The organism is Roseburia sp. AF22-2LB (assembly GCF_003461125.1).
Taxonomy (GTDB): Bacteria; Bacillota; Clostridia; order Lachnospirales; family Lachnospiraceae; genus Roseburia_C; species Roseburia_C amylophila.
On sequence record NZ_QTWM01000005.1, the window covers coordinates 55,054 to 70,374 of the forward strand.

The 15,321-nt window shown below is 40.9% G+C and carries 13 protein-coding genes; 12 read left to right on the forward strand and 1 reads right to left on the reverse strand.

Annotation, left to right across the window (positions count from 1 at the left end; all coding sequences use genetic code 11):
- Window positions 1-74: 74 nt before the first annotated feature.
- Window positions 75-1,523 (reverse strand): nicotinate phosphoribosyltransferase, encoded by a 1,449-nt coding sequence (locus DWX96_RS08845; protein WP_117698549.1) that lies wholly within the window; start codon window positions 1,521-1,523, stop codon window positions 75-77.
- Between the two features lie 263 nt (window positions 1,524-1,786).
- Between DWX96_RS08845 and DWX96_RS14580 the strand changes: the two genes are divergently transcribed.
- From DWX96_RS14580 to DWX96_RS08900, 12 genes are all read left to right on the forward strand, one after another.
- On the forward strand, window positions 1,787-2,359 hold the full coding sequence (locus DWX96_RS14580) for a DUF4190 domain-containing protein (RefSeq protein ID WP_242986260.1): 573 nt from the start codon (window positions 1,787-1,789) through the stop codon (window positions 2,357-2,359).
- A 20-nt stretch (window positions 2,360-2,379) separates the two neighbouring features.
- Window positions 2,380-2,928, forward strand: coding sequence for a DUF4190 domain-containing protein (locus DWX96_RS08855; RefSeq protein ID WP_118057275.1), 549 nt, complete (start codon window positions 2,380-2,382; stop codon window positions 2,926-2,928).
- A 183-nt stretch (window positions 2,929-3,111) separates the two neighbouring features.
- Window positions 3,112-3,888 (forward strand): ABC transporter ATP-binding protein, encoded by a 777-nt coding sequence (locus DWX96_RS08860; RefSeq protein WP_117699085.1) that lies wholly within the window; start codon window positions 3,112-3,114, stop codon window positions 3,886-3,888.
- Window positions 3,885-5,072, forward strand: coding sequence for an ABC transporter permease (locus DWX96_RS08865; protein ID WP_117699084.1), 1,188 nt, complete (start codon window positions 3,885-3,887; stop codon window positions 5,070-5,072). The genes DWX96_RS08860 and DWX96_RS08865 overlap by 4 nt, the downstream gene beginning before the upstream one ends.
- 120 nt (window positions 5,073-5,192) lie before the next feature.
- Window positions 5,193-6,218 carry a branched-chain amino acid aminotransferase gene (locus DWX96_RS08870; RefSeq protein WP_117699083.1) on the forward strand — a complete coding sequence of 342 codons (1,026 nt, stop codon included), beginning with the start codon at window positions 5,193-5,195 and terminating at the stop codon, window positions 6,216-6,218.
- 647 nt (window positions 6,219-6,865) lie between these two features.
- Window positions 6,866-10,024, forward strand: coding sequence for an isoleucine--tRNA ligase (gene ileS, locus DWX96_RS08875; protein ID WP_118082995.1), 3,159 nt, complete (start codon window positions 6,866-6,868; stop codon window positions 10,022-10,024).
- A gap of 88 nt (window positions 10,025-10,112) precedes the next feature.
- A complete protein-coding gene (locus DWX96_RS08880; protein ID WP_118057277.1) occupies window positions 10,113-12,587 on the forward strand; it encodes a glycogen/starch/alpha-glucan phosphorylase in 2,475 nt (824 codons plus the stop codon).
- A 376-nt stretch (window positions 12,588-12,963) separates the two neighbouring features.
- Window positions 12,964-13,221, forward strand: a complete 258-nt coding sequence (locus DWX96_RS14585; protein ID WP_242988764.1) for a hypothetical protein — start codon at window positions 12,964-12,966, stop codon at window positions 13,219-13,221.
- Entirely contained in the window at window positions 13,208-13,429 is a 222-nt protein-coding gene (locus DWX96_RS14590) for a hypothetical protein (protein ID WP_242988765.1), read from the forward strand. The genes DWX96_RS14585 and DWX96_RS14590 overlap by 14 nt, the downstream gene beginning before the upstream one ends.
- Before the next feature lie 30 nt (window positions 13,430-13,459).
- The gene (locus DWX96_RS08890) at window positions 13,460-13,981 is read left to right on the forward strand and encodes a hypothetical protein (protein WP_118057278.1); all 522 of its coding nucleotides are present in this window, start codon (window positions 13,460-13,462) and stop codon (window positions 13,979-13,981) included.
- A 27-nt stretch (window positions 13,982-14,008) separates the two neighbouring features.
- Window positions 14,009-14,557: a histidine phosphatase family protein gene (locus DWX96_RS08895; RefSeq protein ID WP_118057279.1), complete on the forward strand. Its 549-nt coding sequence runs from the start codon at window positions 14,009-14,011 to the stop codon at window positions 14,555-14,557.
- 35 nt (window positions 14,558-14,592) lie between these two features.
- The gene (locus DWX96_RS08900) at window positions 14,593-15,237 is read left to right on the forward strand and encodes a YczE/YyaS/YitT family protein (RefSeq protein ID WP_330416169.1); all 645 of its coding nucleotides are present in this window, start codon (window positions 14,593-14,595) and stop codon (window positions 15,235-15,237) included.
- The last annotated feature ends 84 nt before the right edge of the window (window positions 15,238-15,321 follow it).

The following is a 15,321-nucleotide window of genomic DNA, read 5'->3' on the forward strand; positions in this document are numbered from 1 at the left end:
AAACGGTAAAGGCGGTTTCTTTTTTACGCGAGTAACGAGAAAAATTGCATGCTCGCAAAGAGTGTTTCTTGTAGTTACATATGCTCTTTATTTAAGAGAGCAGTTTTCATTTCATATAATTTGTCGGATAAATCAACGTAGATTTCCTGTGGATTTACGAAACGTTTTGTCTCATCCCAGATGGTATCTTTTTCTCTGGTGCAGTAACGCTGAATATCCATAACACTTGGAGATTCGTAAACACATTCGCCCTTCTGGAAAACCGGAACAAGAAGTTCACGCAGCGTATAGCTTCCGCCAGGAAGAGTTGTTTTCTTCCATGGGGCGTTCGGGTCAAAGAGCTTCATGTCCTTGGATTCATCAAAGACTTCGCCCACCAGACAGATAAGGTCAGCCTTAATCTTACCGGTTTCTTTATCATAAATACGATAAACAGTTTTATTGCCAGGATTTGTAACTTTTTCCACATTTTCGGAAAGCTTAATCTTTGGAATGAATTCACCGGCTTCATTCTGGATAGCAGCCAGCTTGTATACACCGCCGAAAGCAGGATTGTCTTTGGAAGTAATTAAGTTGGTTCCAACACCCCAGGAAGTAATGGTAGCCCCCTGAATCTTTAGGCTTTCAATCAGATACTCATCCAGATCATTGGAAGCGGAGATAACTGCGTCCGGGAATCCGGCATCATCTAACATTTTGCGGACTTTCTTGGAAAGATAAGCAAGGTCGCCACTGTCCATACGGATTCCGTAGTAGGTAAGCGGAATGCCGGCATCTCTCATTTCTTTAAATACCTTGATGGCATTTGGCATACCGGATTTTAAAGTATCATAGGTATCGACAAGAAGAATGCAGGCAGATGGATAAAGCTCTGCATATTTCTTGAAGGCGGTATATTCATCCGGGAAACTCATAATCCAGCTATGGGCGTGGGTTCCAAGTACCGGGACGTCAAACATCTGACCGGCAAGGACGTTGGAAGTACCTTTACAGCCGCCGATAACAGCAGCTCTGGCGCCGTAGGTTCCGGAATCAGGGCCCTGGGCGCGTCTTAAACCAAATTCCATGACGCCATCACCCTGGGCAGCGTAGCATACGCGGGCAGCCTTGGTGGCAATCAGGCTCTGGTGGTTGATGATATTTAAGACTGCAGTTTCGATTAACTGGGCTTCCATAATCGGAGCAACCACTTTTACAAGAGGCTCTCTTGGAAAAATCAGAGTTCCTTCCGGAATTGCATAGATATCACCGGAGAATTTAAAGTTACTTAAATAAGTTAAAAAGTCTTCATCAAAGATGGATAAACTTCTTAAATAGGAAATATCCTCTTCGTCAAAATGAAGATTCTTGATATAGTCAATCATCTGGTCTAATCCCGCGCAGACTGCATAACCGCCATCACATGGATTGGTGCGGTAAAAAGCGTCAAAAACAGCCACATCACGGTTGCCGGTTTTAAAGTATCCCTGCATCATTGTCATCTCATAAAGATCAGTCAACAATGTCAAATTTAATGTACTCATATGTGATATTCCTTTCTTTTACATCTGTAAATACAGGTGTCTTGTCAGATGAATTATAGACTTTTACTTACAAAAAAGCAAGTAATGAGTATAAATATGCTTCATTATAACCATTTTTTTCGGATTTGCAAAGTTTATGATAAAATATATGAGAAAAAATTTATAAAAATTTTATAATTTCATTTATTTTTCTTGTAATGGGGGTAGGCATTTGTTACAATAAATGGGAGAAAATATTTTATACTAATGGAGGATGTATTATAATGAGTGAAGAAAATTTCAACACTGAAAATGGAACGAATGAGCAGACATATAGCCAGCCACAGCAGACATATAGCCAGCCACAGCAGACATATAGTCAGCCACAGCAGACATATAGCCAGCCACAGCAGGCATATGAACAGCCACAGCAGAATTATGACCAGCAGGCTTATAACCAGAATCAGCAGTATGCACAGCAGAACTATGGTTATGACCAGTCCCAGCAGGGATATGGAACTTATCAGCAGCCACAGCAGCAGGCATATGGAAGCTTCGACCAGACACAGTATGGTTACAACCAGCCGGCTTCATCCGGAAAAGGAATGGCAATTGCATCCATGGTACTGGGAATTGTATCCATCCCGGCAATCTGTTTCTGGATTGTAGGACTTCCTTGTGCAATTGTAGGATTAATCCTTGGCATTCTTTATAATAAGAAAAACGAGCATTCCCCAATGGCAACAGCAGGTATTGTCTGCAGTATTATTACCATTGCACTTCTGGTGCTGGTACTTATCCTGTACATCGTTGGTGCAGTATCATTAAGTTCTTTGGGATATAGCTATTATTATTAAAAAGGAATTGGTGAAGCAGAATGTATCCAGATAACAGGAATCCATATCCGTTGAATCAAAATCAGAATCCGCAGTATGGGAATCCATACCCGCCGAATCAGAACCAGAATCCGCAGTATGGGAATCCATACCCGCCGAATCAGAACCAGAATCCGCAGTATGGGAATCCGTACCCGCCAAATTACAATCAGCGTCCGGCAGATAACCGGAAAGGGGAGCCGGGAAAAGGTTTCGCAGTTGCATCCATGGTGTTGGGGCTGATTTCACTGGTATTATTTTGCACCGGAATCAATATTATAACTGCAATTCTGGCAATTGTTTTTGGAATTATACATCTGGTGAAACAAAAACAGAACCCTGGAATGGCAGTTGCAGGTATTGTAACAGCTGTAGTTGGTATACTTGCATTTGTAACGTACTGGCTTTTGATTATTCATGCAGCAGGCAGAACCAGTGGACCGGATGAATTCCTAAGACGTTATGAATATCAGTTTGATGGTGAAATGAATGCACCGGATGACTATCAGGATTTAGAGGATTATCTGCAGCATAATTTTGAGAATTTTTAAGAAGAACATAAGAAGCATTGAATGGAGAATCAAATCTGTTCAGTGCTTTTTACTTCATTTACCTGGAAATACCGGAAAGTAAAAGGAAAGCACTAACCGTTGAAAAAAATAGTGCTTGACGCACAGACACACAAGTGTAATAATACAATAGTACAATCAAGACGATAACTGAAAGGAGAAGTTATGGAGGAGATTATGAAGGTAAAGGGTCTCAATAAGACCTTTACATTATCCCAGAAACAACAAAAGATTGAGAAAACCAATGAGAAGAAGCGAATTGCAGTGCATGATTTATCATTTACTTCTTATCGGGGAGAGGTGTTTGGACTGCTTGGACCAAACGGAGCCGGAAAGACAACCACACTTCGTATGCTGGCAACACTGATTAAACCGGATTCCGGAGATGCTGTTTTAGATGGCAGCAGTATTGTTAATGCACCGGAAGAAGTACGTGGCAAGATCGGCTTTCTGACCAGTGAACTGAAATTAGAGGGCTTTTTTACACCAAATTATTTATATAATTTCTTTTCGGATTTATATGGAGTAGAGCCGGCTGTCCGGGATGAAAGAAAGAAGAGACTTTTTGACCGCTTCGGCATCACACAGTTTGCAGAAGTGAAAGTAAAGGATATGTCTACCGGTATGAAACAGAAGGTTTCTTTGGTTATTTCCTTAGTCCATGACCCGGAAATCATTATCTTTGATGAACCGACCAACGGCCTTGATGTTCTGACAGCCAAAGTAGTAACGGATTTCCTGTTAGAGCTTAAGAAAGAAGGAAAGAGCATCATCGTTTCTACCCACATTTTCAGCCTGATTGAGAAAATCTGTGACAGAGTCGGAATTATCATCAAGGGAGAAATGATTATCTGCGATACATTAGAGGCAGTGAAAAATGGCAAATCATTAGAAGACAGATTTTTTGAAATCTATGAAGAAACGGTAGGTGAAGCAGAATGAGAAACAATCTTATGACAATTATAAAGAAAGAACTTGCCCGCTTCTTCGGGGATAAGAGAATGGTATTTACGACTATTTTAATGCCAGGCTTACTGATTTATATCATGTACAGCTTCATGGGCAGCGGACTGACCTCTAGATTTGAAGCAGAAGAGGATTATACTTACCGTATTTATGCAGAAAATATGCCATCCTCGGTTTCAGCCATGATAAAAGGCAGTGACATCAATGTGGAATATTTAGACCGGGATGGTGTCAGCGAAGAGGATATGAAGCAGGCGGTAACCGATAAAGATGCGGAAATGCTGATGGTATTTCCGGAAAATTTTGAAGCAGATGTACTGGCATATGACAGCATGACTGCTACCACACCGGCTCCGCAGGTAGCCTTATATTATAATTCCGCAGATACCGAATCCACGGCATGTTATCAGATTATGGCTTCTGTATTAGATGGATATGAAGCTTCTATGGCAAATAAGTTCGATGTCAACAGCGGTGACGAAGAATATGACCTTGCCAGCAAGGAAGACAGCACCGGACAGATTTTCTCCATGATGCTTCCAATGCTGCTTATGATATTCCTTTTCTCAGGATGTATGGCAATTGCCCCGGAATCCATAGCAGGGGAAAAGGAGAGAGGAACTATTGCTACCTTATTGGTAACACCGATGAAACGTGGACAGCTTGCCATGGGTAAAATCATCAGCCTTGGTATTATCGGACTTTTAAGTGGAATTTCCAGTTTTGTGGGTACCATGTTATCCCTTCCAAAATTAATGGGAACAGAATCCAATGCAATGGATGCCAGCGTATACAGCGTCACCGATTATATCCTTTTATTGCTGGTGATTCTTACCACGGTACTGGTACTGGTTGGAGCATTAGCTGTAATTTCAGCATTTGCAAAGACAGTAAAGGAAGCCGGTTCTATGATTATGCCGCTGATGGTTGTGGTAATGGTAATTTCCATTACATCCATGCTTGGAAGCGGGGCACCGAAGGAATTTTACTGGTATCTGATTCCTTTCTATAACAGCGTGCAGGGCATGACCGGAATTTTTGATTTCTCCTACAGCGGAATCAATATTGTGGCATGTCTTGTCAGCAACCTTATTTATACCGGTATTTTATCAACGGTACTGGCGAAAATGTTTGGCAGTGAGAAAATTATGTATTCCTAGAAAAAAATACTAGACAAATAGCTTTTATAGGACTAAAATAATGAAAAAACATAGAACAATAGAAAGCTATAACATCAGGTTATAACATCTATTTGCGACAAATGAATGGAGGATGTTATTATGGAAAAGAAGGACTTAGACTGGTCTAATCTTGGATTCGGTTATGTAAAGACCGATAAGAGATATGTATCAAATTTCAAAAACGGAGCATGGGATGAGGGAGCTTTAACCGATGATGCAGATATTGTATTGAATGAATGCGCAGGTGTATTCCAGTATGCACAGACCGTATTTGAAGGATTGAAAGCATATACAACAGAGGATGGACATATCGTTACTTTCCGACCTGACTTAAATGCAAGCCGTCTTGCTGATTCAGCACGCAGACTGGAAATGCCGGTATTCCCGGAAGAGCGTTTTGTAGATGCAGTACAGAAGGTAGTAGAAGCAAATGCAGCATATGTTCCACCATATGGTTCCGGTGCAACACTTTACATCAGACCATACATGATGGGAACAAATCCTGTAATCGGTGTAAAACCAGCGGATGAATATCAGTTCCGTATGTTCTGTACACCGGTAGGACCATATTTCAAGGGCGGCGCAAAGCCAATTACCATCCGTGTCAGTGATTATGACCGTGCAGCACCTTGCGGAACCGGTAATATCAAAGCTGGTCTGAACTACGCAATGAGTCTTCACGCAATCGTAACTGCACATGCAGACGGATTTGATGAGAATATGTACTTAGATCCTAAGACAAGAACCAAGGTAGAAGAGACAGGTGGAGCAAACTTCATTTTTGTTACCAAGGATAATAAACTGGTTACACCGAAGTCAGATTCAATTCTGCCATCTATTACACGCCGTTCACTGGTATATGTTGCAGAACATTATCTTGGAATGGAAGTAGAACACAGAGAAGTATACTTCGATGAAGTAAAAGACTTTGCAGAGGCAGGACTTTGCGGAACAGCAGCAGTTATTTCCCCAATCGGAAAGATTGTTGACCATGGTAAAGAAATCTTAATCCCAAGTGGAATGGAAGAAATGGGACCTGTAACCAAGAAACTTTATGATACTCTGACCGGAATCCAGATGGGACGTATCGAAGCTCCAGAAGGATGGATTAAGAGAATCCTGTAAGAGACATATTGTAAATGAAACATAAGAAACACGCATTGCGGGTTTCCTACATAAACGAGAGGCGGTATCCGGAAGGATGCCGCCTCGTTTTGTGTTGCTCAGTATTTGTAAGAAGCTGCCAGAAATCTGTAAGAAGCTCCCGGTGGCAGCATCTGTAGATATAGAAAATTTGAAAATAGGAATTGACATTTAAAAATACAGGTTCTATACTTATTAAGAATATGAAAAGACGATGACGAAGAGAGTAGTTTTCCATGGAAAGTCAAAGAGAGCCGGGGCAGGTGGAAATCGGCATGAGTAAATGGAAAATGAAAATCACTTCCAAGTTGCAGTTCGAACAGGCAAAGCTGCGTTAGTAGAAACTGACGGATTTCCCCCGTTACGGGAACGTATATGCGAAGCAGTAAGCTTCAAGTATGTTGTAACAAGGTGGTTAGAAACGGCAGGCGCGCGTCCTTATTACAGGACGGCGTCTTTTTTACTTTACAGGAAATTGTTTCCCCGTAAAGTAAAAAACGCTCCGCAAGGATGCACACTGCGGCGTATAAGGTAGATGTCGCAAGCGACCGCCGCAGGCGCGAGAATGTGCCAAGGAACATTCTTTTTTACGCGGGTAGCGAGAAACTGAAATTTTAAGGAGGACTAACATGTACGAAAAAGTTTCCCCAAATCTGAATTTTGTGGACAGAGAAAAGCAGACTGTAGAATTCTGGAAAGAAAATGACATTTTTAAGAAAAGTATGGAGAACCGGAAAGAAGGCGAGACCTATACTTTCTATGATGGACCGCCAACTGCAAATGGTAAGCCACATATCGGTCACGTATTAACCCGTGTTATCAAGGATATGATTCCAAGATACCAGACCATGAAGGGCAAATATGTCCCACGTAAAGCCGGATGGGATACCCATGGACTTCCGGTAGAGCTGGAAGTAGAAAAGCTTTTAGGATTAAACGGAAAAGAGCAGATTGAAGAATATGGTATGGAGCCATTCATCAAGAAATGTAAAGAATCCGTATGGAAATACAAAGGAATGTGGGAAGATTTTTCAGGAACCGTCGGATTCTGGGCTGATATGGAAAACCCATATGTAACCTATGATGATAATTTCATTGAATCTGAGTGGTGGGCTCTTAAGAAAATCTGGGATAAGAAGCTGTTATACAAAGGTTTCAAGATTGTTCCTTACTGCCCGAGATGTGGAACTCCGCTTTCTTCCCAGGAAGTAGCACAGGGATATAAGACGGTAAAAGAACGTTCCGCAATCGTAAGATTCAAAGTAATCGGAGAAGATGCATATTTCCTGGCATGGACCACAACTCCATGGACACTTCCATCTAACGTTGCACTTTGTGTAAACCCGGACGAGACTTACTGTAAAGTAAAAGCGGCTGACGGATATACTTATTATATGGCAGAAGCACTGTTAGATAAGGTACTTGGCAAATTTGCGGATGAAGAAAATGGCGTAAAAGCATATGAAGTATTGGATACTTTCCCAGGAAAGTCATTAGAGTACAAGGAATATGAGCCATTATTTGACTGTGCAAAGGAAATCTGTGAGAAACAGCATAAGAAAGGCTACTATGTAACCTGTGATACTTATGTAACCATGACAGATGGTACCGGTATCGTTCACATCGCACCTGCATTTGGTGAAGACGATGCCCAGGTTGGACGTAGATACGAACTTCCATTTGTCCAGCTGGTAGACGGAAAAGGAGAACTTACCAAAGAGACTCCATATGCCGGTGTATTTGTAAAGAAAGCAGACCCAATGGTATTAAAAGACCTGGAAGAAAAAGGACTACTCTTTGATGCACCAAAATTTGAACATGAATATCCACACTGCTGGCGTTGTGATACTCCTCTGATTTACTATGCAAGAGAATCCTGGTTCATTAAGATGACCGCAGTAAAAGAGGATTTGATCCGCAATAACAATACCGTAAACTGGATTCCGGAATCTATCGGAAAAGGACGTTTCGGTGACTGGCTTGAAAATATTCAGGACTGGGGTATTTCCCGTAACCGTTACTGGGGAACTCCGCTTCCTGTATGGGAGTGTTCCTGTGGACATCAGGAGTGTATCGGAAGCCGTGCAGAATTAGCAGAGCGCAGTGGTAACCCGGATGATGCCAAAGTAGAATTACATCGTCCATACATTGATGCAGTAACCTTCAAGTGCCCGGATTGTGGCGGCGAAATGCATCGTGTACCGGAAGTAATTGACTGCTGGTTTGACTCAGGAGCAATGCCATTTGCACAGCATCATTATCCATTTGAAAATGAAGACCTCTTTAAACAGCAGTTCCCTGCACAGTTTATTTCCGAGGCAGTAGACCAGACCCGTGGATGGTTCTATTCCCTGATGGCAGAGTCTACCTTATTATTTAATAAAGCACCATATGAAAATGTTATCGTATTGGGACATGTACAGGATGAAAATGGACAGAAGATGAGTAAGTCCAAAGGAAATGCCGTTGACCCGTTTGATGCATTAGAGACTTACGGAGCAGATGCAATCCGCTGGTATTTCTACATCAATTCTGCACCATGGCTGCCAAACCGTTTCCATGGAAAGGCAGTACAGGAAGGACAGCGTAAATTCCTTGGAACACTTTGGAATACTTATGCATTCTTCGTGTTGTATGCAAATATTGATGAATTTGATGCAACCAAATATACACTGGATTATGAGAAACTTTCCGTTATGGATAAATGGCTTCTCTCCAAACTCAATACACTGATTAAGACTGTAGATAATAATCTGGGTAATTATCGTATTCCGGAAGCTGCAAGAGCACTGGATGAATTTGTAGATGAGATGAGTAACTGGTATGTAAGACGTTGTCGTGAGCGTTTCTGGGCAAAGGGCATGGAGCAGGATAAAATCAATGCATATATGACTCTTTATACTGCACTGGTAACTGTATGCAAGGTAGCAGCGCCGATGATTCCTTTCATGACAGAAGAAATTTACCAGAACCTGGTATGCAGCATCGACAAGAGTGCGCCGGAAAGCATCCATCTTTGCGACTATCCGGTGGCAAACGAGAGCTGGATAGACAGTGAATTAGAGAAAAATATGGACGAAGTATTGAAAATCGTTGTTATGGGCCGTGCCTGCAGAAATACTGCAAACATCAAGACCCGTCAGCCGATTGGAAATATGTTTGTAAAAGCACCATTTGAATTATCCGAATACTTTACAGAGATTATCGAAGATGAGCTGAATGTAAAGAAAGTGACATTTACAGAGGATGTCAGTGCATATACTAGCTATACCTTCAAACCACAGCTTCGTACCGTTGGACCGAAATTCGGTAAATATTTAGGTCAGATTCAGAAAGCGCTTGCAGAATTAGACGGCAACAAGGCAATGGCTGAGCTTAAGAGCACAGGTGCACTGAAACTTGACAGTATAAGCGACGAAGTTGTATTATATGAAGAGGATTTACTTATCACCATGACACAGCAGGAAGGTTATATGACAGAGGGTGATAATGAAGTGACCGTAGTTCTTGATACGAACCTTACTCCGGAACTTTTAGAGGAAGGAATGGTAAGAGAATTAATCAGCAAAATCCAGACAATGCGTAAGGAAGCAGGATTTGAAGTAATGGATAAAATTACTGTTTCATATAAGGCAGAACAGAAGGTAAAAGACATCTTCGCAAAATATGGAGATGAAATTGCAAAAGAAGTTTTAGCTGAGAGCGTTGTGGCTGATACGGTGAACGGATATCAGAAAGAATGGAACATTAATGGTGAAACAGTTGTGCTTGGCGTGGAAAAAAAATAAGCAGAATAAAGATAGGGGAGCGGAGCCGACAGGGGTCTGCTCCCTTTTTGCACAAAAAACACCGGAATCGAAACAAAAGGAGAACATTATGAAAAGCAAAATGTTTGAAAAGGAAACCTTCAAAAAAGAGGTAGTTGAGAACGTAAAACACCTCTATCGTAAGACAATGGATGAAGCAAGCGAGCAGGAAATTTTTCAGGCAGTATCCTACGTTGTAAAGGATGTAATTATTGACCAGTGGCTTGCAACCCAGCAGGAATTTGATAAAGCAGATCCAAAGATTGTATACTATATGTCCATGGAGTTCTTAATGGGTCGTGCATTAGGCAATAACCTGATTAACTTAACGGTATACAATGAAGTGAAAGAAGCTTTAGAGGAAATGGGAATCAACTTAAATGCAGTAGAAGACCAGGAGCCGGATCCGGCACTTGGAAATGGTGGACTGGGAAGACTTGCGGCATGCTTTATGGAATCTTTAGCAACTCTGGGCTATCCGGCATACGGTTGTGGAATCCGTTACCATTATGGAATGTTCCGTCAGAAAATAGAGAATGGTTATCAGGTAGAAGAGCCGGATAACTGGTTACAGAATGGATATCCATTTGAATTAAAACGTCCGGAATACAATTTCGAAGTAAAATTTGGTGGATATGTACGTGCAGAGGCACAGTCAGATGGAAGAACCAGATTCGTACAGGAAGGCTATCAGTCTGTAAAAGCAATTCCATACGATATGCCAATCGTAGGATATAACAATAATGTGGTAAACACTTTGATGATCTGGGATGCAGAGCCAATGGAATGTTTCGAACTGGATTCCTTTGATAAAGGTGATTATCATCGTGCAATCGAACAGCAGAACTTAGCAAAGAACTTAGTAGAGGTTCTTTATCCGAATGATAACCATATCGCAGGAAAAGAGCTTCGTTTAAAACAGCAGTACTTCTTTGTATCTGCCAGCTTGCAGCGTGCTATTGCAAGATTTAAGAAGAATCATCCAGACATCCATATGCTTCCTGAAAAAGCAGTATTCCAGATGAATGATACCCATCCAACCGTAGCAGTTGCAGAGTTAATGCGTATCTTACTGGATGAAGAAGGCTTAGAGTGGGAGGATGCATGGAATATTACAACAAAATGCTGTGCATATACCAACCATACCATCATGGCAGAAGCATTAGAGAAATGGCCAATCGAGATTTTCTCAAGACTGCTTCCTAGAATTTACCAGATTGTAGAAGAAATTAACCGTCGTTTTGTACTGGAAATCCAGCAGAAATATCCTGGAGACAACCATAAGATTGAGAAGATGGCAATTGTATATGATGGTCAGGTTAAAATGGCTCATCTGGCAATCTGTGCAGGATATTCTGTAAATGGTGTAGCGGCACTTCATACAGAAATCCTTAAGAAACAGGAATTAAAAGATTTCTACGAGATGTTCCCGGAGAAATTTAATAATAAGACCAATGGTATTACACAGCGTCGTTTCTTAATGCATGGTGATCCATTGCTTGCAGACTGGGTAACCAAATATGTTGGAAAAGACTGGATTACAGACCTTTCCCGCATCAAGAGATTAGAATTCTATGCAGATGATGAAAAGGTTCAGCAGGAATTTTTAAATATCAAATATAAGAACAAGCTGCGCCTTGCTTCTTATATTGAAGAGCACAATGGTATTGAAGTAAATCCACGTTCTATCTTTGATGTACAGGTAAAACGTCTGCATGAGTACAAACGCCAGCTCTTAAATATTCTTCATGTAATGTATCTTTACAATGAATTAAAAGAGCATCCGGATATGGAATTTATTCCAAGAACTTTCATTTTCGGAGCAAAAGCAGCAGCAGGCTACCGCAATGCAAAACTTACCATCAAATTAATCAACTCTGTTGCAGATGTCATCAACAATGATAAGTCTATCAACGGAAAGATTAAGGTTGTATTTATCGAAGACTACAAGGTATCCAATGCAGAGATTATTTTTGCAGCAGCAGATGTCAGCGAGCAGATTTCTACCGCAAGTAAGGAAGCTTCCGGAACCGGTAATATGAAGTTCATGCTGAATGGAGCGCTTACTATCGGAACCATGGATGGTGCAAACGTTGAGATGGCAGAAGAAGTCGGCAAAGAAAACATGTTTATCTTCGGTATGAGCTCTGACGAAGTGATTGCTCATGAGCAGAAACGCGATTATGACCCAATGCAGATTTTCAACAATGATCAGGATGTCCGTAAAGTTCTGATGCAGTTAATCAACGGATTTTATTCACCAAATGATCCGGAATTGTTCCGTGACCTTTACAACTCACTGCTGAATACACAGTGCACACAGTACGCAGATACTTACTTTATTCTGGCAGACTTCCGTTCTTATGTGGAAGCACAGAAGAAGATTAATGCTGCATATGCAGATGAAAAAGAATGGGCTAGAAAAGCAATCTTAAATATTGCAGCTTCCGGCAAATTCTCATCTGACCGTACGATTCAGGAATATGTGGATGATATCTGGCACCTGAACAAAATCACTGTTACAGTAGATGACAAAGCAGAATAAAATTAAGAAATAAGAGCATAAGCATAAAAACAGAAAGAGGCAGCAGCCCGGCAGGGCGGCTGTCTTTTTCTGTTCAAGCAAATCAATTCTGCTCTTCCACAAGACTGCTGTAGATTATGTTTTTGGGTTATGTCTGCCGGAAAAAATTTACTTGTATTCAAAGAACTTATTTGTTACAATCAACACAAAGCATATATTCTGATTTTCGAATGGCGAAAGCCAGTCTAAATTTCTAGTATCAATTCAATGAATTCTATGCTTTTAAATTCTAATTACAATTAATAAACGCATAGTGCATTGAAGAGGCGGAAGTTTAGGAAAATATGAGATATATGCAATCCTGCTTTTCACTGCATTATGGGAAAAGGAGGAAAAAATGAGAACTTTAGAAGAACTGAATCTGGTGGATGACTTTCTGGTAAACAGCCTGACCAGCCACAAAATTTATGGGGAACAGTCAGCGAGGTATATTTTGGAATGCATTCTGCACCGACAGATAGGAAAGCTTACGGTAGTGCCGCAGCGTTTCTTCTGTGGAGAATGCTTCCACCGAGAAACTGAAAAAGTTACATCGGATGGTAACTGCAGTCAAGCGGGATGGAGAGGTAGGTCTTGCATATATGAAGAGCTTTGAGAGAGAAGAAAGAATTCGGAAACAGGGCGAAGAGGAAGGTAGAAAAGAAGGTCTGGAAGAGGGCGAAATAGTAGGAAAAGCGAAAGAAGTTATAAAGCTTGGACGCAGATTCGGAAAGTCAGAGAAAGAAATTATTCTATTGCTGCAGGAGGAACTGCATATAGATAAAGATAAGACAACGGATTTTCTGGAAAAGTATGATAAGTAAGACGATTAGAAAGAATGTGAGAATTACAGCATGAGCAACAAATTGGCGAAGCATCAGAAACAAAAAGAACGATTAACCGGAAAGCAGAAGAAAGTTCTGTTCTGGAGTTGTTTTGCTGCTTTAAGCATAGCTTTTCTGGCGGTCTGGTTAAACGTATTTTTGACGTCGAAGGCACTTCACAGGCAAATGGAAGAGATGGTATTAGGAGAAGATTATGATAGAGAAGATGTTGTGATAACGGATAAAAAGAGTGAAGATGCTACGGCAGATAATGCCATTTCTCAAAATTATTTCTTCTATTATCATGATGGCAAAACGAATGAATATAATAAGCGGATGCAGGTGCCGGAAAGTGTATATGCAGAATATAAAGTGGGAGATACCATAACTGCATATACCACAGATCATATAAAATATTCTTATAATAAAGCGGGCATTCTTCCAGATAAAAAATTTAGGAACAATGAATTAATGAAAGTAGCCGGAGTGGTGCTTGGGGCTGCAATAGGTTTCCTGAGTTTGTGGGGCTTATTAAACAGAAAGATAAGTTAAAAACTATGATTTTAGGAGAAATTCAAGATGTTATATATTATGCGGCATGGAAAAACGGAATGGAATGCATTACATAAAATACAGGGAAGAACGGATATCCCATTAAATGAAGAAGGACGCCTGATGGCGGAAAAAGCATGGGAAGAGTATAAGGATTTGCACATAGATGTGTGTTATTGTTCTCCGTTGATAAGGGCTGTTGAGACAGCACAAATTGTGTTAAAAAACCGGGAAATTCCAATAATAAAAGATGAACGGCTGATGGAAATGAGTTTTGGTGATTATGAGGGAATCGAAAACAGCTTTGCTATTCCGGATTGCCCGATTAATATTTTGTTTCAAAAGCCGGGAGAATATCACGAATCGATAGGTGGAGCAGAAACCTGGGAGGAACTCTTTGCAAGAACCGGAGCATTTTTGAAGGAAGTGATAGACCCGCAGCTACAGGAAGGTAAGGATATCCTGATTGTGGGACATGGTGCGATGAATGCAAGCATTATCTGTCAGGTGAAAGGTATGCCGATTGAGGAGTTTTGGAGTGCGGGACTTGAACAGTGTAAAATTTTGGAAGTGTAAATTGGATAGATGTTGGAATATGATAAGTGAATGGAATGGAAAAACGGAATGACATGAGTAAATTGGAGTGGACAATAAAATTAATTATTATAGTGGCTGGTTCAGTCGTTGCGGCATATGGCATTACGCTGGCGCTGTATGCGGGATTTGGTGGTGCCACCCTTGCGGTATTATGGCAGGGAATTTCAAAAACATTTCATGTAAGCATCGGTATGGCATCCATGATAGTAGCCATAGTTATGATTGTATTTGCGTTTTTCTATGACAGGTCACAGATACATATCGGCACGATACTTTATCAGATTGTATATAGCCTTTGTGTAGATTTGTTTGCAAATGCACATGTGTACAGTATGCATATATGGGTAAATGCACTTATCATGTTATTAGGAATTGTGATTTTTGCCATAGGAACCGGATTTTATGCGGCAGCCTCCCTGGGGCGGGGTTCTTATGAGGCACTGACTTTTTCTCTTGCAGAGAAGAACAACTGGCAGGTAAAAATTGTACGAACGGTACTGGATGTCGTGATGGTTGTGACAGGTGTTATGCTGGGCGGAAAATTTGGCATATGCACCATAGTAACAATCCTCATTTCCGGACCGGTCATCCAGTTTACTGCGGCAAAAACGAAAAAGTTAATTTGTGTTGCTTGTGGCAACGACCGTTCTGATATCTAATAGAGGTATCAAAACAAAGGAGGCACATAGGACTGTCCCACTGTGCATCTTATAATTCAAGAATAACTCCTTTGCCGGCATATG